Here is a 23,559-nt window from a genome sequence, read left to right as displayed (position 1 = left end):
ACGCAGCAGGCCTTACTTCTTGTTAGCCATCTTCTTGATGCTCTCCTTCAGCCCTGGGACAGCGCCCACGACAACCATGAGGGAGCTGATCGCCGCTGCGAGTGCAGTGACCCAGAGCGAGATCTTGCCGATGATATCGAGCGCCTGCTCCTCGTAGGAGGAAGGCTGCAGCCATGCCGGCGGGGTGTAGGTCGCCGTCGGAGTGACGGTCGCGACGTTGCTGCCCGTCGGCTTCTCCTTGCCGGTGGTGGACGGAGTGGTGGTAGCCGGGGTGGTGGTGCCGGTGGTCGCCGGAGTGGTGGTAGTACCGGTCGGCTCGACCACTACCGGACCCTCCTTTGTGGGGGCTGGCTCGTTGGTCTTGGTGGACGCCGTGGTGGTCGGGGCGGAATCCTGCGTTGCCGTGGTGGTCGGCTCCGCAGAGGCGGACGTGGTCGTCGTCGAAGTATCAGCTTCGGCGGCGGCTGCGGCACCCGCAAGGGAGCCAGCTGCAATTGCGGTGGCCGCGAAGGACACGGCTACGAAACGGGACTTCATTGATTGACCTTCCTCAGGCGAAAGAGAGCGGGTGGGTTAGAAGGGAAGGTTTGGGAGCTGGAAGTTAGGCAGCTCAACCTTCGGGGTGTGCAGGTGCGGCAGACCCAGGCCGAACTGAGCGTTGACCATGTCGACGATCTTGTTCGCGCCACGCGGGTCGGAGAACACGATCAGAGCGGTGGTCAGCACAGCACCGAGCGTTCCGGAGAAGACGCCCACCAAGGTGCCCTGGGAGGAGCCGGAGGACTTGTTGGTTTTGCCCTGGTTGGTTTTGCCCTGGTCGGCCGGCTGGTCGGACTCGCCCTCCTGCTGGTCGGACTCGCCCTCCTGCTGGTCGGACTCGCCCTCCTGCTGGTCGGACTCGCCCTCCTGCTGGCCTGCCGGCTGGTCAGTTGCCGGCTGGTCAGATGCCGTCTGGTTGGTCTCAGCCTCCTGAGCCATCGCCGGGACGGTGGCCAGGGACAGAGCGGTTGCGGCAGCCACAGCTGCGGTGGAAATACGCTTCATTGTTTTCTTATTCTCCTCGTAAAAGATCCAAAACTGTCGATGTAGGCGCTGTGCCTTACATGACACCCCGATGAACCTAGCAGGTTTATGGTTAAAAATGTAGTGAAGCGGTGGCGTTTATTTCATGGACAACAGTTGTCCGCCGCCACCGAGTTACTTGGCAAACACCGAGTTCACAACGTTGCCGAGTGCGCCCAGTGCGCCGATCGCCAGCGCCACAGCAGCAAGTGCGATCGCAATCACACCGCCGTGAGAAAGGGTGCTGCCGGCAGCGTCCTGGCCCGGCTGCGCGGGCTCGGTAGGCTTGGCGGGTGCCTCGATAAGCGAGTCCACCTTAAACACGGTGGTGGTGCCGGAGACCTCGTTGCCCACGATCAGCAGGTTCTCGCCGTTCGGGGAGTCCTTCTCCGACACGAACGTGAGGCCCTCAGCTCCCAAGTCGCCAACCTTCTCTAGCCCGGCCTTTACGGCGTCATCGCTCTCGTCGGCAAGTTCTTCCATATTGATGGAGAAGTCGCGGTTGTTGATGTAGGCGGTGTAGGTCGGCTTCGCCGGATCGGTGATGTCGTAGACCATCACGCCGCCGAGTCGCTCGAAGCCGATGAACGCGTAAGTGCGGCCGTTGATCTCGCCGACGGTGACACCTTCGGGCTCCGGACCCTTGTCGTCGGAGCGGGACTCGAACTCGTTTTCCGTGTGGTTGGTGTTGAAGTGCTCCGGCAGAAGCTTCGCGGTGAGCTCCTCGAACTCGGCGCCGGAGTCGAACACGCGCTTGCCGTCGGCGGTGAAGATAGAGAAGCTGCGGCCGCCGTAGGTGTAAAGGTCCTCGTAGCAGTCCTTCTCTTCGTTCAAACCGAACGCGGTGGTGATCTTCAACCGGCCCGCGTTTTCGTCGGCCTGGAATTCCTCGATTTCGCCGGCGGTCATGCCCGCGTAGCCCTCGCAGATCGGGGCCGCCTTCTTGCCGCCCAGCTTCTTGATGCGCTTCTCCTCGGAGTAGGCATCCCAGTCGCGCGCGTCGCCCTCGTTGGCCGTGACCAGGTAGGTCGTGCCGTCGACCTCGTAGGCGGCGATGGAATCCGGCTGCAGAATGCCCTTGACCGGTGCGGTGCGGAGGTCGATCTTGTCGTCCTTGTCGGAGATGTCCATTGGCACCTCGCGGCGGTCGGTGTAGCCCAGTGGCCACACGTCCTCGACGGTGGCGGTGGCGATGTCCACCACGGCGACGGCGTTGTTTTCCTGCAGCGTCACGTACGCCTTGCCGCCTGAAACTGCGATGTATTCCGGCTCGAGGTTCTGTGCCTCGGTGGTGGAGGCGCCCACCTGGCCGTAGATGTGCACGCCCTTGTCCGCCAAGGTGCCCTCGAACGCGGTGAAGTCAGCGGTGCGCACATCGGCCTGGGTCGCGGCCTTTAGAGCATCAGGCAGCTTTACGACGGCTACGCTGCCCTCCGGATCAACCGAGTAATCCTCAGCGGGCTCGCCTTCGTTAGCCACCAGTGCGTAATCGCCCTCCGGGGTGATGGTCACCATGTCCGGCAGGGCACCGACACCCACGCGGCCGAGCACGGTGCCGGGCGTGTCAGCGCCGGCGTCGAAGAAGATCAGTTCACCGGCATCGGTTTTGTTCTCTGGCTCGACGGTGGCCACCGCGAGGCCGTCGGCACGCACAGCGACGGAGTTGATGGTGGTGTTCTCTCCGCCGGAAACCTCGCCGACCTTGGTGGGTGTGGAGGGGTCAGCCGCGTCGAGGACGTCGATCTTGCCGGAGAGCGCGTTGACGGTGAGGATGCGCTTGGAATCGGCGTGGAAGGCGACAATCTCGGCGGCGGAATCGTCAAAGGCGCCTGCGCCGTAGGAACCCAGCACCGAGATGTCGGCGGTAGCACCGTCGGCAAGATCCTTCACCGGCTCAGCAACGACGGCGGCGGTTGCCGGGGAGACAAGGCCGAGGGTGAGGGCGGTGGCGCACCCGGCGGCGAGGCCGGTGCGGGAGATGCGGTTTCCGGACATAGGTGAACCTTTCAGGGGGCTGTAAAAACGAACTGAAAATGAGTACGTGCTCTTGTGTACAGCCTGAAGGTGGGCGCGAAGTTACGGTGAGGTGAAGGGGGAGTAAACAAGACGGGCAGTTGTAGACTCGATAACCATGCGCACAGCCACACCGAACACGTCCGACTCCGACTTCGAGGAAGTCCGCGCAGCCGACATCCGGTTCGCGCAAGGCCGGATCTCATCGGTGATTTCTCCGACTCCACTGCAGTACTGCCCGCGGCTGTCGGAGCAGTACGGCGTGGATGTCTACCTCAAACGCGAGGACCTGCAGGACGTGCGCTCCTACAAGATCCGCGGTGCCTACTACGGCATCTCCCGGCTGAGCGAAGACGCCCGCGCCGCCGGTGTCGTGGCGGCATCCGCCGGCAACCACGCCCAAGGCGTGGCCTACGCCTGCCGCGCGATGGGCATCCAGGGAAGGATCTTCGTGCCCAAGCCCACCCCGAAGCAGAAGCGCGACCGCATCCGCGTCCACGGCGGCGACGCCATCGAACTTGTGGTCACGGGCAACACGTTCGACGAGGCCGCGCAGGCCGCCCGCGCGGACGCCGCGGCACGCGGTGCGACGGTGATCGAGCCGTTCGACTCCCGCGACACCGTGGTCGGCCAGGGCACCGTCGCCGCCGAAATCGTGGCGCAGCTGGCCAGCCTGGGCAAAGAGCTGGACACCGTGCTGGTGCCGGTGGGCGGCGGCGGGCTTATCTCCGGCGTGCTGTCCTACCTGGCCGACATGTCTCCGGCGACGAAGGTGGTTGGGGTGGAGCCGAAAGGTGCGGCATCGTTAGGCGCGGCGCACGATGCGGGCGGACCCGTCACCCTGGAGGCCATCGACCCGTTCGTGGACGGCGCGGCGGTAAAGCGCATCGGCGACATCCCGTGGCAGGTTTTCAACGCCCACCGCGACGCCACCGAGCTCTACGCCGCGGACGAAGGCGCGGTGTGCACCGAGATGCTCGGGCTGTACCAAAACGAGGGCATCATCGCCGAGCCCGCCGGCGCGCTGTCCGTGGCGGGCCTGGGGCTGGCGGAACTTTCGCCCGGTTCGACCGTGGTGTGCATCATCTCCGGCGGCAACAACGACGTGCTGCGCTACGCCGAGGTGATGGAGCGCTCCCTGGTGCACCGCGGCCTGCGCCACTACTTTTTGGTCAACTTCCCGCAGGAGGCAGGCCAACTGCGCCACTTCCTCAACGACATCCTCGGCGAGGAAGACGACATCGTGCTGTTCGAGTACCTGAAAAAGAACAACCGCGAAACAGGCGCAGCCCTCGTGGGCATCGAGCTTGCACGCGCCGAGGACCTTGCTCCGCTGTTGGGGCGGATGGATGAGTCGGCGATCGACTGCCGCCGCCTGGAGCCGGGCACGCCCGAGTACGACTACATCGTGGCGGGGTAAACCGATGGAGCAGTCGTACGTACGCCCCGCAGATGAGCTGGTCACCCACGAGTTCGAAGCCAAACGCTCCCGGTTCATCGGCTGGATCGCCCGCGCAATCACAGAGGAAGAGGCGCGCGAGGTTATCAACGCCGCCCGCGAAGAATACCCGGACGCGCGCCACCACTGCTCCGCGTTCATTGTGCACCAGGACGCAGCGCAGCCCATCGAGCGCTCATCCGACGACGGCGAGCCCTCCGGCACAGCCGGCAAACCCATGTTGGAGGTGCTTAAAGGCTCCGGCATGCAGGACGTGGTGGCGGTTGCGATCCGCTACTTCGGCGGTATCAAGCTCGGCACCGGCGGGTTGGTCAGCGCATACACCGAGTCCGTGGCCGACACACTCGAGCACGTCACCCGCGTCACCCGCGAAGTGCGCGAGCTGGGCACCGTGGACTTCCCGCACGCCGAAGCTGGGCGCATTGAGTCGGAGCTGCGCACCGCAGGCATCGACATCGTGGATGTGGAGTACGGACGCGCCGCCACCTACACCCTGGCGTTCACGCCGGGGGAGCGCGAGCGTGTGGACGCCCTGTTGGCCGCCACCACTCACGGCGGCGCCGAGATGAAAGAGGCCGGCTACCGCTGGGTCGAACGCGGCGTGTAAGGCGCTACACTTAGACCTCATGACCATGCAGCCGCGCCCCAATGACCCGATCGCACAGCGCAAGGCCGCCGTGCGCCAGTACTCCCGCAACGCCGTCCTGTGGGCCGGCGGCGGCGTTGCCGGAGGCATCGCCTTCGGCCTGATTTTCGGTTCCTGGACCATCTTGTTCCTCGGCCTGGTCGTTGCTGTTGCAGGCGGGTTTACCAACTGGAACAAGGTCCAGCGAATCGTCAACCACAAGGACCAGTACTAGCTTGACCCAGCCAACCATGGCAGCGGTGCGCATCGACGCCTGGCTGTGGGCCGTGCGCATATTCAAAACCCGCAGCCAAGCCGCGGACGCGGTGCGCGCCGGGCACGTGAAAATCGACGGCAAGGCCGTCAAACCCGCCCAGCAGGTCGTCCCCGGCGAGGCGGTGCGCGTGTGGAAGGACCACCGCGAATACATCCTCGAGGTGGCGGCGACCGTGAGCAAGCGCGTCGGCGCGCCGGTTGCCCGGTCGTGCTACGTCGACCACTCGCCGCCGCCCCCGCCGCGCGAGCTGTTCGCAGCACCGCCGGTGCGCGACCGCGGCACAGGCAGGCCGACGAAGAAACAGCGACGCGAGATCGACCGGCTGATGGGCCGGCGCAACTGAACTACTCGCCGCGCAAAAGCCGCAAACGGTTAGTCAGCCGTTTGCGCCGTACCTGCGGGCGGTTGCCGGCGTCCCAGGTGCGCTCGATGTGCTCGGTGCCGTAGCGGTTGAGCAGCAAATCGTCCACGATGCGCACTTGGCCCGGCACGAAGGGGTAGGACAGCGAGTTCGAGATCGCCTCGATGTCCGCCGGGTTGGTCAGCTCCGCAACCTCGGAGACGTGCTCCATGCCGTGGGCGCGCAAAAGCTCCGTGCAGAAGCGGTAGTCGCCCGCGCGCGACAGCGGGAACTGGTTGCCCAGCAGTACGGTAAGGATGCCCGGCAGGGTCTCCGGGGAGATCTCCGCGTCCACATCGGTGTTGACCTTGTCTGCCGGGTCCTCCGGGTTTGCCAGCGACGCGATCTGGTCGAACTGCTGGTCCGCAAGCTCTATCAGGCCGGCCGCCAGGGTGAACGCCCGGTCCACCTGTGGGTCCAGGTTCTCGGTGGCGCGCTTGTACCGAATGTCGTGCTCGAACTCGGCCCAGGCGTGCTGCAGCACGGTGCGGATCTGCACCTCGAAGACCTGCCCGACGTACTCTTCCAGGCCTTCGGATTGCTCCTGCACCCGCACGATCATGTGGTGCGAGCCGTAACCGAAGCCGCCGGCTACGCGCGTTTCTTCGGCCTTGTCCACGCTGCGCAAAACCTCGAACTGGTCCGCGAGGAGGCGCTGGACTGCCGGGATCTCGGTGGAGTGCAGCACCGTGATGCGCGCGCCGATGATGTCTTTGATGTCGTGCCACGGGTCGGGGTAGACCATCTCGCCGTCGTCGCGCGTCTTGCGGGCCTTTTCCTTCAGCGAGGTCCAGGACTTCACGCGCGCGTCCACGCGGTCGAAGTTGACGCCGGCGTCGCGCATGAGTTCGTGCAGCGCGTGCCGAAACGCCGTCGCGATGTCGTCGTGTTCGCGCATCCAGGCAAAGTAGGTCGACCCGAGGCGGGCGATGGTGTCGTCCATCGCCTTGTTCCTGGGTTTCTCCGGCTTCGCGGGATGCTTTGCTGTGCTCATAACGGCGGGATAGCTTACATGGACAACAGCGCCGCAGGTAGTTCGGCGCACAGCTGCGACATTTCCACAGTGCCGGAATATTTCTGCCCGGTGAGCTGGTCGGTCCAGGTGCCTTCGGGAAGGGTGAGGGTGGTGCCGCGCCAGCCTCCGGCGCGCTCCAAGCTGAGCGGGGTGCGGGTTGCTACGGCGATGACCTGCGGTTCGTCGTGAAGTGTGCGAGCCATGCTCACTACGTGCTCGCGCGCGGGGCCTGCGGCGAAGATCGCGCGGTAACCGCCGTCGAGGAAGAGCTGTGGGCGCTCGCGGCGCAAGGTGAGGGCGGCGCGCACAATACGTTGCTTATCGACGTCCTCCGGTGCCCCCTCACCAGCACAAAGCGCCTGATAGTCGACGAAGCGGCGGTTGTCCGGGTCCACCAGCGAGAAGTCCAAAAACTCGGTGCCCTGGTAGGTGTCCGGGATGCCCGGTCCGATTAGTTGCAGCAGTTTCCTGCCGAGGGAGACCGCCACGCCGCCGCGGTCGAGGTCGCGGGCGAAGTCCGCGACGAGGCGCGTAGCGGGGCCATGCGTGAGGTGCGCAATCCACTCGGTCACTTGTGCCTCGTAGTCATGGTCGTTGTCGTACCAGCTCGTCAGCGTGTCCGCCTCACGCACAGCTTTGACCGCGTACGACTGCAGGCGCTGGGTGAATGCTTCGTCCGCGCGGCCGTCACGCGGCCACGCGCCCAGCACGTTGTGCAACAGAAACAGGCCAGTGGCGGTGTCAGGCGGCGGGGTGAGCGCGAACACGTCGTCGACGAGCTGGCTGAATTCGCCCGGCACCTCAGAGATCTCGATCATGCGGGCGCGGGTGTCTTCGCTGCGTTTCGTGTCGTGCGTGGTCAGCGTTGTCATGGTGCGCGGCCATAACCTGCTGCGCTCGTCCTGCAGGAGGTGGAATTCAGCCTGGCTGACGCCGAATCGCCCGGGTGCGCCGCCGACTTCCTGCAGTGCTACCAGACGGCACGCGCGGTAGAACAGGGTGTCCTCCACCCCTTTGGCCATCACCGCTCCGCAGACCTGGGCGAAGCGGTGGGCCGCCTCGCCGTGCGCGGCCAAGGCAGCCGCAACAAGGTCGAGCGCCGCCGCGTCAAACCCGATTGGGCTCTGGGCCAATTCCGCAATCAGCGTCGCGGTCACTCTCGATAGCGAACGGTAGTCAGCGCGGTAGACGGGCATGCCGGCAACCAGTTCCACAAGCACCTCGGTGAGCGCCGTGTCGCTGACCTGGGAGCCTGCGGAAGAGAGGCTGTCGTGGCGCACCGCGCGGGCGAGCCTGCGGATCTCCGCAGCGAGCTCGTCTTCCGCAACGCGCGCTTTGAGCATCCACTCGGCCTTTTCCACAGCGTGCGCGTCCCAAGTGGTGCCGCTGAAGCGCAACGCCACCGCACCCAGCGCGGTGGCGGCGTCGGTGTTGACAAACGTGCCGTCGAATTCGCGCAAGGCATCGTAGCCGGTGGTTCCGTCGACGTTCAGGCGTGGATCCAAAGGCTCGTCCACGCCGAGGATCTTCTCCACGATCAGCCAGGTGTCCGGCCCGATGAGCTCGCGCAGCCGGGTGAGGTAGCCGAACGGGTCGGTCAGGCCGTCGGGGTGGTCGACGCGGACGCCATCGATAAGCCCCTCGCCAACAAGTTCCCGCAGGCAGGAGTGGGTGGCGTTGAAGACGTCTTCGTCCTCCTGGCGCACGCCGGCGAGGCCGTTGATGGAGAAGAAGCGGCGGTAGGAGATGATGCCGTCGCGCCAGTACGTCAGCCGGTAGTGCTGGCGCTCGTGCACGGCGGTCGGGTCGTCATTGAGGTCGGTGTAGCTGCCGGGGGCGAGTGGGAAGACGTGGTCGTAGTAGGTAAGCACGTCCTCGCCATCGAGGTGTTCGAGCTTCAGCGCGTCCGTGTCGCCAGGAGCGCCAAGGACCGGCAGCGCGATTTTGCCGCCCGCGCCGTTGTCCTCGGCCCAGTCGATGTCGAAGAAGTGCGCGTAGTTCGAATCCTGCCCGTGCTTGAGTACGTCCCACCACCACCGGTTGCGCCGCGGCACTTCCACGCCGAGGTGGTTAGGCACGATATCCACCACCAGCCCCAACCCGGCGTCGTGCGCCACACGGGCAAGCCTGCGCAGCCCGTCAATGCCGCCGAGTTCCGGGTTGACCACGGTCGGGTCGATCACGTCGTAGTTGTGGTTGGACTCCGGCGCGGCGGCGAAGATCGGGGAGAGGTAGAGGTGCGAGACCCCGAGATCGGACAGATAGGGCACAAGCTCGGCGGCCTGGGCGAAGCCGAACTCGCGGCCGTGAGGGTCCGTATGCGGGCCGCGCAGTTGCAGGCGGTACGTGGAGGTGATGGGGCGCTTCACGCCCCACACCCTAGCTGGATTTTGCGTGGCGCAGCAGGGGAAACCCCACGGAATAGGCCAGCACATTCGCGCCGGGCAAGTGCTGCGCCACCTCGTCGGCGTCCGCGTCGAAAACGAATAGCTCGCGCCAGTCGCGGGTGGCGTAGACCAGCCCGGTCTCCGGCCGCAGAACGGCCTCGAAGTGGCGGTGCAGCAAGGTAAAGGGGCGTGGGTGGGAAAGCCACCAGGCGGCGGGGGAGTCGTGTCCGTCCACCTCGAAGCCTCGCGGCAACTCGTCGCAGTCCAGCGCGACGCTGGGGCAACGTACTAAGAACTCCACGCCGTCGTCGCGCTGCGCGCGGGATATCAGCTGTTCTGCTGAGACGTTCCACAGCTGATGGGCGCTCACACCCGCGGCGCCGACCTCTTGGTGGGTAAGGCCGGTGGAGTCAGGCGAGTCGAAGACGCACATCAAGCCAGGCGAGAGGCTGATAAAAGCGGTGGAGGTGCTAAAACCGGCGGCGATGCGCGCGCGAGTTGCCGCGCCGTCCACGTGCGCAAGCCGCAACGTGATCGCCGTGGCGGGAACAGGTGCGTGTTGGAGAAGCTGCATGGCTAATTAGACGCAGCCGCACCCGCCCCGGTTCCCTAGAGGCCGAAGATTTTTCTAAAACGGTGGCTGCTCGTTTAGCCCCAGCGCCTCTAGCAGCTGGTCGGCCTGCCAGATCTGGATGTCCTGGCCTTTGTCCTTCAGCTCGCGAGCGCGTTTTTCCTTCGAGGTCATCGTGGCCCATTCGCCCACCACCAGCACGGTGGTCTTCTTTGTCACGTTCTTGCCCACCTGCGCGCCCTGCTCGGCGATCTTTTGCCACAGCTCACCCTTGTCGTGCGGTTCAAACTCGCCGGTCAGCGTGACGTGTTCGCCGTACAGTGGCGCGTTCGGATCTGCCTCGGGGTCCGGCTCCGGCACGGTGTCCGGGGTGGCCACGGACTGCCAGGGGCGCTGGGGACCTTTATTGTGCTGCGCCCGCTTGGCAGGGCCCGCTTGATTCGAGCCCTGCGGTGCCGCCGATGCCGCAACCGCGGCAGCCACTCCGCCCTGGGCCGCCTTTTCCGCCTGCATCGCGCGGCCCGCGCCGGAGCGGTCGCGCAGCACCGGGGTCACGCGGGCGGCGTCGATGGAGCCGAGCGTGAAACCGGAGTCGTGCACGAAGCTCATCAGGCTGCCGGTGTGACCGGCCTGGCGCGCCAGGCCCACCATCACGCCCGCGCAGGCCGCGGCGTCCTCGCAGGCGTCGTGGTGGTTGTCCAGCGTGATGCCGAAGTGCTCCGCCAGGGTGGGCAGGCGGTGGTTGGCCACGTCCAGCTTGGTGGCACGCGCCTGGGCGAGGGTGCAGGCGAACAGCATCTGGGGCACCTCGACGTCGGATGCCTGGCAGGCGTCGCGCAGCGCGGAGGCGTCGAACTGGGCGTTGTGCGCCACCAGAGGCAGATCGCCGACGAACTCGGCCATCTTCGGGATGCAGTCGCACACATCCGGCGCGTCGGCGACGTCCTGCTCGGTGATGCCGTGGATGGCCACGTTGCCCTCCTCGAACTGCGCGAGAGACACCGGCGGCTTGCACAGCCACGAGGCGCGGTCCACCTCCTCGCCGTCAACGATCTTCACCAGGCCGATCTGGCAAATCGAGCCCCAGCGGCGGTTCGCGGTCTCCACGTCGAAGCCGACGAAGGAAAAGCCAGGGATGCCGGCGCCGCCGGCCACGGTGCCGGTGGCAGGGGCATGGCCGTGCTGTGCGTCGTCGAGAAGCTTGCAAAGCTCGGCGGGGCCCTCCTCGTCGCCGGGGGCGAACCAGACAGTCACAGTGCCGCCGGCAGTGTCGATGTCCACATGCGGGCGGGTCCACGCGTCGCCCGGAACAGAGGTTGTGCCTGCGATGTCGGCGATGGCCACCTCGCGGGAGTTGCTGCCGCCGCGCAACGAGGCCGCGAGTGCGGTGGGAGTGAGGGTCAGTGCCTCGTTGGTCACGGTCAACGTTGCGCCGTGCGCGGTGATCATTACTGGCTGGCCTCCGAATTTCCTTCGCCTGCGGGTGGTTGGGTGCGGCGCAGCACCACGGTTGAACGCTGGCCCACGGTCACAGCCGCGCCGGGCTGGACCGGCTCGGCGTCTTCGCGCACGCCGAGCGCCTCGGTGGTGTCCACGACTACCTCCCACTCGTCGCCGAATTCGGCGTCCGGCACCGTGAAGTCGATGTCTTCGTAGTGGGCGTTGAACATCAACAGGAAGGAATCGTCCACCACGCGCTGTCCGCGCGCGTCCGGCTCGGCGATAGCTTCGCCGTCCAAGAACACCATCAGAGCACGCCCGAACGGGGTATTCCAATCGTCCTGCGTCATCAGCGTGCACTCGGGTGTCAACCACGCGATTTCGCGGCCGTGCTCCTCGTCACCCAACGCGCCGCCGGCGAGAAAGCGGCGGCGGCGGAACACCGGGTGGTCGCGGCGCAGCTCGATCAGCCGACGGGTGAAGTCGTGCAGGTCCGACGCTTCTTCGAGCCTGGACCAGTCCATCCAGGCGATCTCGTTGTCCTGGCAGTAGACGTTGTTGTTGCCGCCCTGGGTGCGCGCGATTTCGTCGCCGTGGGCGAGCATCGGGGTGCCCTGGGACAGCAGCAGGGTGGTCAGGAAGTTGCGGCGCTGCCGCGCCCGCAGGTCCAGCACCTCCGGGTCGTCCGTCTCGCCCTCCGTACCGCAGTTCCAGGAGCGGTTGTGGCTCTCGCCGTCGCGGTTGTCCTCGCCGTTGGCCTCGTTGTGCTTGTCGTTGTAGCTGACCAGGTCGTTGAGGGTGAACCCGTCATGGGCGGTGATGAAGTTAATAGACGCGGTGGGGCGCCGGCCGTTGTGCTGGTACAGGTCCGACGAACCGGTCAGCCGCGAGGCGAACTCGCCGAGGGTGGAGTCCTCGCCGCGCCAGAAGTCGCGCATGGTGTCGCGGTACTTGCCGTTCCACTCGCTCCAGAGCGCAGGGAAATTGCCCACCTGGTAGCCGCCTTCGCCCACGTCCCACGGCTCGGCGATGAGCTTGACCTGGCTGACCACAGGGTCCTGCTGCACCAGGTCGAAGAAGGTGGCCAGGCGGTCCACGTCGGAAAACTCGCGGGCCAGGGTGGAAGCGAGGTCGAAGCGGAAACCGTCCACGTGCATGTCCGTGACCCAGTAGCGCAGCGAATCCATGATCAGCTGCAGCGAGTGCGGGTAGCGCACGTTAAACGAGTTTCCGGTGCCGGTGTAGTCCATGTAGTGGAACTTGTCGTCGTCCACCAGCCGGTAGTACGCCTCGTTATCGATCCCGCGGAAGGCGATGGTTGGGCCCATGTGGTTGCCCTCGGCGGTGTGGTTGTACACCACGTCCAGGATGACCTCGATGCCCGCCTCGTGGTACGTGCGCACCATCTGCTTGAACTCGGCCACCGCGTCACCCGGCGCGGTGGAAAAGGCGTAGTTGTTCTCCGGGGCGAAAAAGCCGAACGTGTTGTAGCCCCAGTAGTTGCGCAGACCTAGGTCCCGCAGGCGGTCGTCCTGCAAAAACTGGTGCACCGGCAACAGCTCGATGGCGGTGACGCCCAGGTCCTTGAGGTAATCCACCATCACCGGGTGCGACATGCCGGCGTAGGTTCCGCGCAGGTCCTCCGGGATGGCGGGGTGGGTTTGCGTCATGCCCTTGACGTGGCACTCGTAGATGACGGATTCGCCCTCCGGGATCTTCGGCGCACGGTCATCGCCCCAATCGAAGAACGGGTTGATCACCACGGACAGCATCGTGTGGCCCAACGAGTCCTCCTCGTTGCGGCCGGTGCCCGGCTCGTCGGCGTGCATGTCGTAGGACAACAGTGAGGAGTGCTGGTCGAATTCGCCGTCGAAGGCGCGCGCGTACGGGTCCACCAGCAGCTTGCTCGGATCGCAGCGTTTGCCGTTGTGCGGATCCCACGGCCCGTGCACGCGGTAGCCGTAGCGCTGGCCCGGGCTCACTCCGGGCAGGTAGGCGTGCCAGACGTGGTTGTCCACTTCCTCCAGCGGGATGCGGGTCTCCGCTCCGTCGTCGTCGATAAGGCAAAGCTCCACCTTCTCCGCGACGCCGGAGAACAGTGCGAAGTTCGTGCCTGCGCCGTCGAAAGTGGAGCCCAGGGGGTAAGAAGAACCGGGCCAGACGATGGTCTCACTCATGGGGTCACAGCTTAGTGCCCCCTCAGACACTTCGCTTTAGGCCGTCGAGCAGGAAGGTCACCGCCGCGGCGTGCTCGCCTGCGCCGTCCGACTCCGCAGGCGCGCCAGTGGCCTGCGCCAGCTGCGCGGCGGATTGCTGCACCGCCGCGTCGCCCAAGGTCAGTCGCAGCAAACCTCTGGCGGCGATGCGCACATTGCTTTCCGACGCCGCTTCGCCCAGCCACGCCCTGACCGACGCCGCGAACCGGGTTTCCAACTCCTTTTGCACTTGCGAGCTGGGCTGGCTCACCGCCGCGACGACGACCTCCGCGCCGTCGCGGGTGGCAAGCAGCGCTTCGCGCAGCTTTCGGCTCAGACATGCGGGGTCCGGCAGGGGGCCGTTGATAAGCACCTGCACAATCTCTTCCGCCATGGTGGCGATGAGTTCCTGCTTGTTGGAGATGTGCCAGTACAACGCTCCGGGCGCGACCGAAAGTGAGGTGGCTACCCGGCGCATGGACACGTCCGCGAGCCCGTACTCGGCGAGGATGGCCAACGCCGCTTCGGTGATGCGCTCACGGGTTAATTGCATTCCTCCAACATAGACGCACAACGGTCACCTGCGGCCGAAAAGGCTCTACGCGTCCTCACAGAAACTCTCCAGAATGCTTATATAGATGTCCAACGAGTGCAACAGTGAGTAGTTGGTACTATTTCTGAATGGATCTTCACCGCGACTGCATGTGCTGATGCCGAAAAACACAGAAAAACACAGTCGCGGGTGCCAGCCCGCACCGAATTTCCGGGCGGGTCCGACAACGAGAGGTACAGGTATACCGTGAAGTTGCAAACGAAGAAGGGCTTGGCAGTGACGACGGCGGCGCTCGCCCTCGTACTCCCGCTCACCGCGTGCGGGTCCGACGATGAAGGAACCTCCGGCGGTCTGTCCACCGCCGCCGAGGCGCCTGAGGCGTCCGCCGCGAACTCTTCCACGGAAGCCTCTGCGGAGAAGTCCGCGAAGTCTGAAAAGACCGAGAAGTCTGCAAAGTCCGAGAAGACTTCGAAGACTTCCGAGAAGGAAAAGAAGAAGGAAGACAAGTCGGACGACAAGCAGAAGTCCAACCAGGCACAGGGTGGCGAGGAGCAGCCGCCGACACTGGTCAACCCGTTTGAAAACGGCATGCCGGAAAACACCAATGAGCCGTTGGCCAACGGTGAGGAAGGCAGCGAGGACGACCGCCGGGAGTTGGAAGATACCGCCCGCGCCGTGCTCAACCCGGGATCGTTTGCGGACTGGACCCCGACCATCCTGGAGAACTCGTGCAAGGCCGTGACCGAGCCGATGCTCGAGGAGCTTGAGCGCCAGGGCATGAGCCTGGAGCAGGTCCAGGAGGCCAGCCGCCTCGCCGAGGAGCAGGGCCAGGGCATCGAGCTGCCGGAGACGGAGGTCAGCCTGGATGACGTGCGTATCGACGGCGACCGCGCGTCGGCGAGCCTGACCGCGAAGAGCGAGCACGGCGAGGAAACCTCGACCATGATCTTCCAGAAGGAAGACGGCCGCTGGAAGCTGTGCAACTAAACCGTAGATCCACACTGAGCGCCGGAGCTGGGCTCCTGGCGCTCGGTTGCGTTTTGGGCATCCTCGGCGGTGGGATGTGGGCGCTCGTGCGGCCCGCGTACATCGGCGTGGTTGAAGGCGGCGGGCTGCGCGTGGACCAGGCGGAAAGCCCCGTCAACGCCGAATTCGCAGGCTTCGGCTCGTTCGCTCTGCTGACCACCCTGGCCGGTGTTGTGGTGGCGGTGGTGGCGCTGGTTGCCGCGAAGCGCGAGAAAGTCCGTGGCTCCGTGGCCTGGCTGATCTGGGCCGGAATCGTCAGCGCGGTAGCCGCCGTGGCGCTCTACATCTTCGGCGGCTGGTTCGTGGGACTTATGCACCCCCTGCCGGCGCCCGAGGCGCTTACGGACGGCGACACGTTGACCATGGTGCCGCCCGTGCGACCAGGTGTCGCCTGGGCAGCGGGCCCGTTCGCGGCGGTGCTGGTGTACTGGACCGCCAACCTTTTGGCCTACACCAGGCAAGAGCGCTAGTTAGCGCCTCTGCCGGGCCAATCCACCACTGACTGGCCAGCCGTCTGCTGGCTGACGTGGTCGATGGCCGCCAAGCACGCCGCCATCGCAGAGATGACAAATTCGCTGACCTGCTCGGGTGCGGCGCCCTCAGCCACGAGCATGGTGGACTCGGCGTGCATGTGGGCGGTGCCGTCGAATTCGTGCAGGTAAGCGGCCGTGGCGCACGTGCGCTCGTTGACGTCGTTGCACACCAGCCACAGCGGCAAGAACGCGTCGAGGGCGTCGCGGCCGGTGTCCCACATGCCTGTCACCCGGGCGTAGCGCGGTCCCGGTTCGCCTTCGATAGTCAGCGCAAACGGCACGCCGTTGACACCGGTGGCGATCACGTCGTCCTCGCCGACCCCGTAGCGGAATTCCAGCTGCTCCAACGCGTCGGTGAGATCGCTCACGCCCACCGGCGCGATCTCACCTGCGGGTCCTTCCACTTCGCGGTAGAGCTCCGGTGCGGTGGACACCTCCTGCCGCCCGCCGCGCGGCAAGTGGCGCAGCAAGGGATGCCGGCCCAGCAGCAGTTCGGTGTCCTGGGCGCGCATCAGCTGCGGCGGCAGGGGCTGGTCCAGGCCCGCGTCCAAGAATCGTTCGCGCAACCGCCGGTAAAACGCGGCCGCGTGCTCGAGCGTGTCTAACAATTCGGCGGCCAGTTGATCGTCGCTAAGCCCATGCTTGATGTGCACGCCGCGGCGCATGCGCGCGCACAGATCCCCGGACTCCATCAGACGGTAGCTCGCCCACGGGCCAACTCGGTCGTGGTTCCAGGTATTGATAAAGCGGGCGAGCGCCATCGCATGCTCGAAGTCGGTGGGGATGCGCTCCGCAGTGTCAATGACCAGCGCCATTGGGCGCGAGTAATCCACCCACAGGGCCACGGTGAAAGCGTGTGCACCGATGACCACGCGGTCCGGGCGCACCAGCGGTTCGAAGCCGAGGCCCTCCAGCAGTGCAGCGACGCGCTCGAGCGTGACCTCGCCGGGGCGCTGAGGGCCCGCCGGTGCAGCGTGCTTTCCCATACAGCGAGCATAGCGCCCACTGTGAAGGCAGCATCCATGGATTCCTACGCAGCGTCTACAATGACGGCCGAATCGACTTGGTTGCGAAGGAGGTCTTTGCGGTGTCCGCTGTCGGGAATCCGATTTTGGTGGTGGTGCTCAGCCTTGTGGCGGGGCTTCTCGTCGGCGGAGTCTGGTCCAGCTATCAACGCGGAGCACCCCGTGCATTTACCGCGGTGCTTGCGCTTTTAGCTGTCATGGCCCTGCTCTTCGCAGCCCTCGCGCTTATGGAGGTGATGTGAGATGGCATGGTCCAAACAGCCGCTGACCCGTGGGGAAGTTGAATCGCTGACCAACGTGTGGCGCGCCCGGGGCCTGATCCCGGTCCTCGTTGCGGTGGCCTCGGCCTTCGCGGCGTGGGCGTTGCTGCTGCCTGTGGTCCCCACGGCCGTGATCGACGCTGGCCAGCCAGCCTCCCTGGCAGGGCTTTCCACCGGCGTGTTCATGTTCGCCACCGTGATCACCCAAATTTTCACCCCAAAGGCGCTGAAGACGTTCGGCTTCGGCTGGGTGCTGGCCATCTCCTCGCTGCTGCTGGGCATCCCCGCGTTCGGCTACATGCTCGGCATGGACGCCGTGCCGCTGTTGACCGTCAGTGCGATCCGCGGCATCGGCTTCGGTGCGCTGTCCGTGGCGGAAGCCGCCATCATCGCCGAGCTTGTCCCGCTGCGCCTGCTGGGCAGCGCCACCGGCATCTTCGGCATGGTCGTGGGCCTGGCGCAGATGGTGGCGCTGCCGTCCGGCCTGGCGTTGGTGGACAAAATCGGCTACGACGCGGTGTACGTGATCGCCGCCTCCATCGGCGCGGTTTCGCTGGTGGCCTGCCTGGCTATCCCGCCCATCCCACCGGCGGACCCGGACGCTGAAACGCAGCAAAGCGTGCGCGTGCCCATGTGGCACCTCGCGCTCGTGCCGGCGCTCGCCTTGATGTTTGTCACTACCGCATACGGCGCGATCACGAACTTCCTGCCGGTGTCCATGCGCGAGCTCGACCCGGTATCGGGCGCTGCGCTGGCGGGCGTGATGCTTGCCGTCCTCAACTTTGCTGCGATGGTCGCGCGCTACGTCGCCGGCCGCATTATGGACCGCCGCGGCTACCCGGGCTCCGTCGTCATCCCGTGCCAGATCATCGCCGCTGTCGGTGTGGCGCTGATGGCCATGATCCTGTCCATGGAGCTGCCCGCGTGGACCATGCTCATCGCCGCGCTGTTCTACGGCGCCGGCTTCGGCGGAGTGCAAAACGAGGCGCTGACGATGCTGTTCTACCGCCTGCCGCGCCACAAGACCTCGGAGGCCTCCGCGATCTGGAACATCGGCTTCGACGGCGGCACCGGCTTGGGCTCCACGTTCTACGGCATGTTGGTGGCGCAGATGGCGTTTGCCCCGGTGTTCGGCATCGCGTCTGCCGTGATCACCATCGGCCTGGCAATTACGCTGCTGGACCGCCAGCTGGGCCGCCACCGCGTGGTGGAAGTCAACAACCTGTCCGCGCGCCTGAAGTCGGTGCAGGTGCCGCGGCCCTACCCGCGCAAGCGCCAGTAGGCAGCGCGGGGGCTACACTACGCACCTATGAGCGAGACAACCTCCAGCCCGAAAACTGCCGCTGTTGCGGTGTTCGACCCGTTTGCGGGCGCGGATCCCGCGGTGACGGCGCTGCACGCTGCGTTGCGGGCTGAAGGCGTCGGTGCGGAGGTCACCTCTGACCCGGCGAATGCCGTCGCCGCGGATGGTCTTGTTATTGCCGCCTCCGTTGATGCCGCCGAGGCGCTGCGTGCTCTGCACAAAGCCCAGGCGGACCGCGTTGTGGGGCAGCGCCTCGCCGGTTCGCGCCCGGTGCTTGTGGTTGGCGCCGCCATGGACGCGCTGTTCGAGCGCGGCGCGGATGGCGCGGCTGGGTTCGGGGAGTGGCCGGGAGGCGTCGAGAAGCTAGATGCCCCCGTTGAACGAGCGGAGGTTGCGCCTGCGCAGGGTTCGCTGATGCTTGACGGTGCGCAGGAATTCGAGTTCAACGCTGCCACCGGCGCCCGCAACTTTGAGCTGCAAGAGGACGAGTTCATTGCCTACCCCAAGCTGAGCTGGGCGGGCGAGGTGCTCGCCGCGGTGGAAAACGGCCCACTGTGGGCGACGCGTTTCCACCCCGAGGCCTCCGGCGAGGCTGGTGCCGGCGTGCTACGAAACTGGATCGCCCAGCTGGGGTAGCGCGATGACGGGTATGACGGAGCTGATGGGCCACCTGCAGGCCGCGGAGGCGGCGGTTGACGCTGCCCGTGAGATCTTCGTCAACGAACTCGGCGCCGCGCCCGCCCTGCACAAAGGCTCTGGCGACTTCGCTACCGCCGCGGACCTGGCGGTGGAGGAACTTTTGCGCGATAAGCTCACCGGCGCGACCGGCATCGGCGTGTTCGGTGAGGAGCAGGGCGGCGAACTGGACGAGCACGCCTGCTGGGTGGTGGACCCCATCGACGGTACGTCGAACTATTCCACTGGCAACCCCAACTGCGCGATCTTGGTCTCCCTGCTGGTGGAGCGGCAGCCGGTGGTGGCGGTGGTGGATGCGCCGCTGCTGGAGATGCGCATGACAGCCATCGACGGCGAGCCGGTGCACCTCAACGGCGCGGCGCTGCCGCCGGTGAGCGCGGCCACGTCCGCGCCGCACGTGGGCGTCGGCTCCCTGCACTCCCGCGACCGCAGACGCATGCCGACCAGCCAGCGTTTGAACCTGGCCGGCGAGCTGGCCCGGGCGCACCTGCGTCCGCGGATTTCCGGCTCGGTGGGCATCGACCTTGCGTTTGCGGCTCAAGGTATCTACCAGGCCGCGGTGAGTTTCTCGCCGCACGTGTGGGATAACTCCGCGGGCATCCTGCTGGCGCGCAGCGCGGGAGCGGTGGCCACCGCCGGCGACGGCACGCCGTGGAAGCCCAGCAAGGTTGGGGCTGTGGTGGGCACCGCCAAAGCCCACGCCGCGGTGATGGAGGCGCTACAAACGGTCCAAAATGATGCGGGCGAGGAGGCTTAACGCATGACTACAGCTGCACAACCAGACAAGAAGGCCGCCCGCAAAGGGGCGGTCGCACTTGGTGTCGCGGGCGCGCTGACCTGGATCAGCTCGCGGATGGATTGGGTGCGCGCGGAATTCGTCGAAGACATCTCCGGCGGCGGCGAGGCAAGTGTCAACGGTGCGGACTGGTCCACGGAGACCGGTGCTATTGCCGTGCTGCTGCTCGCAGGGATGGTCGCGGCATTTGCTTTACGACGTCTCGGCCGCCGCGTCATCGGCGCCATCTGCGCAGTGGCGTCCGTGGGCTTGGCGGTGCCGGCGGTGCGTTTGCTGGTTGGCGGGGCGGATCCGGAGCGTGTGCACGCTCTGCTCACGGCGGGTGCGGACGAGGCGCAGCAGGGCAATTCCGCGCCGGCGATTGCGCAGTGGGCGGATATCACCTCTACTACGACGCAAGCGTTCGGCCCCGGGTTGGCGCTGGTGGCGGCGGTGCTCGGCCTGGCCGGCGGGGCGCTGCTGGTCGCGCGGCCGGGCGAGGATTCGCCGCGGCAGAACAAGTACGAGAAGGAAACGGTGCGCCGGGAGAAGGTGCGCGAGGACTTGGAGGAGGACCCCCAGTCCGGCCGCGTGCTGTGGGACGCGATCAGCGCAGATATTGATCCGACCGATCCGCGCGGCGGCGGGGGCGGACCGGATTTCCGATCCTCGAAGTCCACCCGCTAGCCTTATCCGTGACAGGCCAGGCCCCTTGCAACTGGGAGGTAGCCATGCCGGCACCGAGCACACTCGACGACGTCGTCGCTGGTGTGCTTCGCGACGTTGCCAAGCGTGAGGCCGCCGTTTCCTTCAAAGAGATCAAAGCGCGCTCGCGCGATATGGCGCCGACCCGGGACGCCCGGGCGGCGCTTTTGCGTCATGGCTGCAGCGTGATCGTGGAGATCAAGCGCAACTCTCCGGTCTTCGGACCCACCGGCGCCGGGCATTTGAGCATCGAGGCGCTGGCGCAAAACATCGAGGCCGGCGGAGCCCACCTCATCGCGTGCCAGACGGAGCGGTTGCGTTTCGACGGCTCCCTGGCGGACATGGCCCAGGCCAGGGCAGCGGTGGAACTGCCGATGGTGTGCCGCGACGTGATCGTGGACCCGTACCAGATTCACGAGGCCCGCTGCTACGGCGCCGACGCCATCCCGCTGCAGGTGGGCATCTTGGACCAGGCCCGCTTCGAGGCGCTGCTGGACCGCGCCGAGTCCCTCGGCATGGCCGCCGTGGCGGAGGTGCGCACCCCGGAGGAGGCGGACCGCGCACTGCGCGCGGGCGTGACCGTTGTGGCGGTGAACTCCTGGACTTTCGACACCAACAATTTGAACCGCAACGCCTTCGCCGAGATCGCGCCCGGTCTTCCCAGCGAGGTAATCAAAATTAGTCTGGGCGGCGTGTCCACCCCGCGCGATCTGATCAACGCAGCCTCCTGCGGCGCGGACGCCGTGCTCGCGGCGGAGGCCGTCATGGCCGCCGGCGATGCGCTCTCGGCGACGCGCTCGCTGGCCACCGCAGGCCAGCACCCCGCGTGCCCGTCGCGACGCTAAATGGCACACTGTTTGGCGTGCAAACGCTGAACTTGGCTAACATCCCGTCGCCGCCGCAGGGCGTGTGGTACCTCGGTCCCATCCCCATCCGCGCCTACGCGCTGTGCATCATCACCGGCATCATCGTCGCGATGGCGATCTCGCTGCGCCGCTACAAAGCGCGCGGCGGCAACCCGGAGACGGTGTGGGACGCGGCGATTGTGATCATCCCCGCCGGCATCATCGGCGGGCGCCTGTACCACGTGATCACGGACCACCAGAAGTACTTCGGCGAGGGCAAAAACCCCTGGCAGACCTTCAACATCACCGCAGGTGGCCTAGGCATCATCGGCGCGGTCGCGCTCGGCGCTTTGGCGGTGTGGGTGATGATGCGGCGCAAGGGGCTGCCCATTGCGCCGCTTGCAGACGCGATCGCGCCGTCGGTGATCCTCGCCCAGGGCATCGGCCGGTTAGGCAACTACTTCAACCAGGAGCTCTACGGTGCGGAGACGAATGTGCCGTGGGCGCTGGACATCTACTACCGCGTCAATGAAGCCGGCCAGTACGCCCCGCTGACGGGCCGCTCCACCGGCGAGGTGATCGCGAGCGTGCACCCGACGTTCCTCTACGAGCTGATCTGGAACGTGGCGGTGTTTTTCGTGCTCATCTGGGCGGACCGCCGATTCCGCCTCGGCCACGGCCGTGTCTTCTGGCTGTACGTGGCCGGCTACACGCTGGGCCGCTTCTTCATCGAGTTCATGCGCCGCGACGAGGCAAACCTGATCCTCGGCCTGCGCGTGAACACGTGGGTGTCCGCCATCTTGTTCATCGTCGCCGTGGTGGTCTTCTTCATGCTGCAAAAGGGCAGGGAGACCCCGGAGGAGGTGGACCCGGAGTACAACCGAGCGCCCACGGCAGACTCCCAGGATCGGGAGTACCGTGGGGCGCTGAAGAACACGAATGACACCTACGAAGGTGAGGTTGGTACACGTGGATAGAAGGACAAAGATCGTCTGCACCCTCGGCCCGGCTGTAGCCAGCAAGGATGCGATTTTGGGACTCGTGCGCGACGGCATGGACGTGGCGCGTTTGAACTTCTCGCACGGCGACTACCCGGACCACGAGCAGAACTACCGCTGGGTCCGCGAGGCCACCGACGAAACCGGCCACGCCGTGGGCATCCTGGCGGACCTGCAGGGGCCGAAGATCCGCCTCGGCCGCTTCGAAGGCGACGGCAAGACCTACTGGGAAACCGGCGAGACTGTCCGCATCACCGTGGACGACGTCGAAGGCACGCACGACCGCGTGTCCACCACCTACAAGCAGCTCGCCCAGGACGCGAAGCCGGGTGACCGCCTGCTCGTGGACGACGGCAAAGTTGGCCTGGTCTGCACCGAGGTTGACGGCAACGACGTGGTCTGCCGCGTCACCGAGGGCGGCCCGGTGTCCAACAACAAGGGTGTCTCGCTTCCGGGCATGGACATCTCCGTGCCGGCGCTGAGCGAGAAGGACAAGGCTGATCTGCGCTTCGCGCTCGAGCTCGGCGTGGACATTATCGCCCTGTCGTTCGTGCGTTCTCCGGCGGATGTGGAGCAGGTCCACGAGATCATGGATGAGGTCGGCCGGCGTGTGCCTGTCGTCGCCAAGCTTGAAAAGCCCGAGGCTGTGGACGCGCTGGAATCCATCATCCTCGCGTTCGACGCAGTGATGGTCGCCCGCGGCGACCTAGGCGTGGAGATCCCGCTCGAGCAGGTCCCGGCAGTGCAGAAGCGCGTGATCCAGATTGCGCGCGAGAATGCCAAGCCGGTGATCGTCGCTACGCAGATGCTCGACTCCATGATTGAGAACTCGCGCCCGACGCGCGCCGAGGCGTCTGATGTGGCCAACGCGGTGCTTGACGGCGCGGACGGCGTCATGCTCTCGGGCGAGACGTCTGTGGGCGTCGATCCGCACAACGTGGTGCGCACCATGAGCCGCATCGTCCGCTCCGCCGAGACCATGGGCAGCGTGCCGCCGCTGAACCACATCCCGCGCACGAAGCGCGGCGTGGTGTCCTACTCGGCCAACGACATCGCCGACCGCCTCAACGCACGCGCGATTGTCACGTTCACCACCTCCGGCGACACCGCACGCCGCGTGGCGCGCCTGCACCCGGACCTGCCGCTTCTGGTGTTCACGCCGGTGCAGCAGGTGCGCTCGCAGCTGGCCATGACGTGGGGCGCGGAGACGTTCCTGTGCGAGCAGGTCCACAGCACCGACGACATGATCAAGGTGGTGGACCGCCAGCTTTTGGCAATGGAGCAGTACAAGGAGGGCGACACCATGGTCGTTGTCGCGGGCACCCCGCCGGGTGTTGCGGGCACGACGAACACCATTCACGTCCACCAACTCGGCGAGGACACGCGCAACCCCTAA

Annotated in this window: 24 protein-coding genes; 14 read left to right on the top strand and 10 right to left on the bottom strand. The window is 66.2% G+C overall.

Features of this window, described 5'->3' with window-relative positions; translation table 11 throughout:
- Positions 1 to 12 precede the first annotated feature (12 nt).
- From CAFEA_RS07455 to CAFEA_RS07445, 3 genes are all read right to left on the bottom strand, one after another.
- Positions 13 to 537, bottom strand: a complete 525-nt coding sequence (locus CAFEA_RS07455) for a hypothetical protein (RefSeq protein ID WP_063938786.1) — start codon at positions 535 to 537, stop codon at positions 13 to 15.
- A gap of 36 nt (positions 538 to 573) precedes the next feature.
- Positions 574 to 1,044 (bottom strand): hypothetical protein, encoded by a 471-nt coding sequence (locus tag CAFEA_RS07450; protein ID WP_063938785.1) that lies wholly within the window; start codon positions 1,042 to 1,044, stop codon positions 574 to 576.
- Positions 1,045 to 1,197: 153 nt separating this feature from the next.
- Positions 1,198 to 3,057 (bottom strand): choice-of-anchor I family protein, encoded by a 1,860-nt coding sequence (locus CAFEA_RS07445; RefSeq protein WP_200803035.1) that lies wholly within the window; start codon positions 3,055 to 3,057, stop codon positions 1,198 to 1,200.
- Positions 3,058 to 3,193: 136 nt separating this feature from the next.
- On the opposite strand from CAFEA_RS07445, the gene ilvA reads away from it, so the two are divergent.
- The 4 genes from ilvA to CAFEA_RS07425 are packed head-to-tail and all read left to right on the top strand — an operon-like array spanning position 3,194 to position 5,779.
- Positions 3,194 to 4,495: a threonine ammonia-lyase IlvA gene (ilvA, locus tag CAFEA_RS07440; RefSeq protein WP_063938784.1), complete on the top strand. Its 1,302-nt coding sequence runs from the start codon at positions 3,194 to 3,196 to the stop codon at positions 4,493 to 4,495.
- Between the two features lie 4 nt (positions 4,496 to 4,499).
- Positions 4,500 to 5,141, top strand: a complete 642-nt coding sequence (locus CAFEA_RS07435) for a YigZ family protein (RefSeq protein WP_063938783.1) — start codon at positions 4,500 to 4,502, stop codon at positions 5,139 to 5,141.
- A 19-nt stretch (positions 5,142 to 5,160) separates the two neighbouring features.
- Positions 5,161 to 5,394: a hypothetical protein gene (locus CAFEA_RS07430; RefSeq protein ID WP_034998578.1), complete on the top strand. Its 234-nt coding sequence runs from the start codon at positions 5,161 to 5,163 to the stop codon at positions 5,392 to 5,394.
- A gap of 16 nt (positions 5,395 to 5,410) precedes the next feature.
- Positions 5,411 to 5,779 (top strand): RNA-binding S4 domain-containing protein, encoded by a 369-nt coding sequence (locus CAFEA_RS07425; protein ID WP_063938851.1) that lies wholly within the window; start codon positions 5,411 to 5,413, stop codon positions 5,777 to 5,779.
- 1 nt (position 5,780) lies between these two features.
- Here CAFEA_RS07425 and CAFEA_RS07420 read toward each other — a convergent pair whose 3' ends face one another.
- Genes CAFEA_RS07420 through CAFEA_RS07395 form a run of 6 tightly spaced genes read right to left on the bottom strand, consistent with a single transcriptional unit; the run spans position 5,781 to position 13,997 of the window.
- Positions 5,781 to 6,830: a GTP pyrophosphokinase gene (locus tag CAFEA_RS07420; RefSeq protein WP_394326892.1), complete on the bottom strand. Its 1,050-nt coding sequence runs from the start codon at positions 6,828 to 6,830 to the stop codon at positions 5,781 to 5,783.
- Positions 6,831 to 6,844: 14 nt separating this feature from the next.
- The gene (gene treY, locus CAFEA_RS07415) at positions 6,845 to 9,220 is read right to left on the bottom strand and encodes a malto-oligosyltrehalose synthase (protein WP_063938782.1); all 2,376 of its coding nucleotides are present in this window, start codon (positions 9,218 to 9,220) and stop codon (positions 6,845 to 6,847) included.
- 10 nt (positions 9,221 to 9,230) lie between these two features.
- Entirely contained in the window at positions 9,231 to 9,812 is a 582-nt protein-coding gene (locus CAFEA_RS07410) for a hypothetical protein (RefSeq protein WP_063938781.1), read from the bottom strand.
- Between the two features lie 54 nt (positions 9,813 to 9,866).
- Positions 9,867 to 11,258 (bottom strand): exonuclease domain-containing protein, encoded by a 1,392-nt coding sequence (locus tag CAFEA_RS07405; RefSeq protein ID WP_063938780.1) that lies wholly within the window; start codon positions 11,256 to 11,258, stop codon positions 9,867 to 9,869.
- A complete protein-coding gene (gene glgX, locus CAFEA_RS07400) occupies positions 11,258 to 13,426 on the bottom strand; it encodes a glycogen debranching protein GlgX (protein ID WP_063938779.1) in 2,169 nt (722 codons plus the stop codon). The genes CAFEA_RS07405 and glgX overlap by 1 nt, the downstream gene beginning before the upstream one ends.
- Positions 13,427 to 13,448: 22 nt before the next feature.
- Positions 13,449 to 13,997, bottom strand: coding sequence for a TetR family transcriptional regulator (locus tag CAFEA_RS07395; RefSeq protein WP_063938778.1), 549 nt, complete (start codon positions 13,995 to 13,997; stop codon positions 13,449 to 13,451).
- A gap of 246 nt (positions 13,998 to 14,243) precedes the next feature.
- Here CAFEA_RS07395 and CAFEA_RS07390 point away from each other — a divergent pair, with 246 nt between their 5' ends.
- Positions 14,244 to 14,984, top strand: coding sequence for a hypothetical protein (locus CAFEA_RS07390; RefSeq protein WP_034998590.1), 741 nt, complete (start codon positions 14,244 to 14,246; stop codon positions 14,982 to 14,984).
- A 53-nt stretch (positions 14,985 to 15,037) separates the two neighbouring features.
- Positions 15,038 to 15,493, top strand: coding sequence for a hypothetical protein (locus CAFEA_RS07385; RefSeq protein WP_063938777.1), 456 nt, complete (start codon positions 15,038 to 15,040; stop codon positions 15,491 to 15,493).
- Here CAFEA_RS07385 and CAFEA_RS07380 read toward each other — a convergent pair.
- On the bottom strand, positions 15,490 to 16,542 hold the full coding sequence (locus tag CAFEA_RS07380) for a YbjN domain-containing protein (protein ID WP_063938776.1): 1,053 nt from the start codon (positions 16,540 to 16,542) through the stop codon (positions 15,490 to 15,492). The two genes, CAFEA_RS07385 and CAFEA_RS07380, sit on opposite strands and share 4 nt — an antisense overlap.
- A gap of 101 nt (positions 16,543 to 16,643) precedes the next feature.
- On the opposite strand from CAFEA_RS07380, the gene CAFEA_RS07375 reads away from it, so the two are divergent.
- The 8 genes from CAFEA_RS07375 to pyk are packed head-to-tail and all read left to right on the top strand — an operon-like array spanning position 16,644 to position 23,559.
- Entirely contained in the window at positions 16,644 to 16,823 is a 180-nt protein-coding gene (locus tag CAFEA_RS07375) for a hypothetical protein (protein WP_051106355.1), read from the top strand.
- A 1-nt stretch (position 16,824) separates the two neighbouring features.
- Positions 16,825 to 18,123: an MFS transporter gene (locus CAFEA_RS07370; RefSeq protein ID WP_051106356.1), complete on the top strand. Its 1,299-nt coding sequence runs from the start codon at positions 16,825 to 16,827 to the stop codon at positions 18,121 to 18,123.
- 27 nt (positions 18,124 to 18,150) lie between these two features.
- Positions 18,151 to 18,780 carry a type 1 glutamine amidotransferase family protein gene (locus tag CAFEA_RS07365; RefSeq protein WP_253705025.1) on the top strand — a complete coding sequence of 210 codons (630 nt, stop codon included), beginning with the start codon at positions 18,151 to 18,153 and terminating at the stop codon, positions 18,778 to 18,780.
- A 4-nt stretch (positions 18,781 to 18,784) separates the two neighbouring features.
- Positions 18,785 to 19,597 (top strand): inositol monophosphatase family protein, encoded by an 813-nt coding sequence (locus CAFEA_RS07360; RefSeq protein WP_350308264.1) that lies wholly within the window; start codon positions 18,785 to 18,787, stop codon positions 19,595 to 19,597.
- 3 nt (positions 19,598 to 19,600) lie between these two features.
- Entirely contained in the window at positions 19,601 to 20,302 is a 702-nt protein-coding gene (locus tag CAFEA_RS07355; protein WP_063938774.1) for a TIGR02234 family membrane protein, read from the top strand.
- A gap of 44 nt (positions 20,303 to 20,346) precedes the next feature.
- Entirely contained in the window at positions 20,347 to 21,165 is an 819-nt protein-coding gene (locus tag CAFEA_RS07350; protein WP_063938773.1) for an indole-3-glycerol phosphate synthase TrpC, read from the top strand.
- A gap of 26 nt (positions 21,166 to 21,191) precedes the next feature.
- Positions 21,192 to 22,142 carry a prolipoprotein diacylglyceryl transferase gene (gene lgt, locus CAFEA_RS07345; protein WP_063938849.1) on the top strand — a complete coding sequence of 317 codons (951 nt, stop codon included), beginning with the start codon at positions 21,192 to 21,194 and terminating at the stop codon, positions 22,140 to 22,142.
- Entirely contained in the window at positions 22,135 to 23,559 is a 1,425-nt protein-coding gene (gene pyk, locus CAFEA_RS07340) for a pyruvate kinase (protein ID WP_034998608.1), read from the top strand. Before lgt ends, pyk begins: the two co-directional genes overlap by 8 nt.

This window comes from Corynebacterium afermentans subsp. afermentans (assembly GCF_030408355.1).
In the GTDB taxonomy this organism is placed as follows: Bacteria; Actinomycetota; Actinomycetes; order Mycobacteriales; family Mycobacteriaceae; genus Corynebacterium; species Corynebacterium afermentans.
Note: the sequence above shows the minus strand (reverse complement) of the source record. Positions and strands in the feature narration are given on the sequence as shown.

Bases quoted from the DNA above. Each gene is read 5' to 3' on its own strand.
- CAFEA_RS07420 (WP_394326892.1), bottom strand. From the start codon at position 6,830: ATGAGCACAGCAAAGCATCCCGCGAAGCCGGAGAAACCCAGGAACAAG.
- CAFEA_RS07365 (WP_253705025.1), top strand. From the start codon at position 18,151: ATGAGCGAGACAACCTCCAGCCCGAAAACTGCCGCTGTTGCGGTGTTC.
- CAFEA_RS07370 (WP_051106356.1), top strand. From the start codon at position 16,825: ATGGCATGGTCCAAACAGCCGCTGACCCGTGGGGAAGTTGAATCGCTG.
- CAFEA_RS07410 (WP_063938781.1), bottom strand. From the start codon at position 9,812: ATGCAGCTTCTCCAACACGCACCTGTTCCCGCCACGGCGATCACGTTG.
- CAFEA_RS07425 (WP_063938851.1), top strand. From the start codon at position 5,411: ATGGCAGCGGTGCGCATCGACGCCTGGCTGTGGGCCGTGCGCATATTC.
- CAFEA_RS07395 (WP_063938778.1), bottom strand. From the start codon at position 13,997: ATGCAATTAACCCGTGAGCGCATCACCGAAGCGGCGTTGGCCATCCTC.
- CAFEA_RS07430 (WP_034998578.1), top strand. From the start codon at position 5,161: ATGACCATGCAGCCGCGCCCCAATGACCCGATCGCACAGCGCAAGGCC.
- CAFEA_RS07450 (WP_063938785.1), bottom strand. From the start codon at position 1,044: ATGAAGCGTATTTCCACCGCAGCTGTGGCTGCCGCAACCGCTCTGTCC.
- CAFEA_RS07455 (WP_063938786.1), bottom strand. From the start codon at position 537: ATGAAGTCCCGTTTCGTAGCCGTGTCCTTCGCGGCCACCGCAATTGCA.
- CAFEA_RS07405 (WP_063938780.1), bottom strand. From the start codon at position 11,258: ATGATCACCGCGCACGGCGCAACGTTGACCGTGACCAACGAGGCACTG.
- CAFEA_RS07380 (WP_063938776.1), bottom strand. From the start codon at position 16,542: ATGGGAAAGCACGCTGCACCGGCGGGCCCTCAGCGCCCCGGCGAGGTC.
- glgX (WP_063938779.1), bottom strand. From the start codon at position 13,426: ATGAGTGAGACCATCGTCTGGCCCGGTTCTTCTTACCCCCTGGGCTCC.
- CAFEA_RS07355 (WP_063938774.1), top strand. From the start codon at position 19,601: ATGACTACAGCTGCACAACCAGACAAGAAGGCCGCCCGCAAAGGGGCG.
- CAFEA_RS07360 (WP_350308264.1), top strand. From the start codon at position 18,785: ATGACGGGTATGACGGAGCTGATGGGCCACCTGCAGGCCGCGGAGGCG.
- CAFEA_RS07350 (WP_063938773.1), top strand. From the start codon at position 20,347: ATGCCGGCACCGAGCACACTCGACGACGTCGTCGCTGGTGTGCTTCGC.
- CAFEA_RS07435 (WP_063938783.1), top strand. From the start codon at position 4,500: ATGGAGCAGTCGTACGTACGCCCCGCAGATGAGCTGGTCACCCACGAG.
- ilvA (WP_063938784.1), top strand. From the start codon at position 3,194: ATGCGCACAGCCACACCGAACACGTCCGACTCCGACTTCGAGGAAGTC.
- CAFEA_RS07445 (WP_200803035.1), bottom strand. From the start codon at position 3,057: ATGTCCGGAAACCGCATCTCCCGCACCGGCCTCGCCGCCGGGTGCGCC.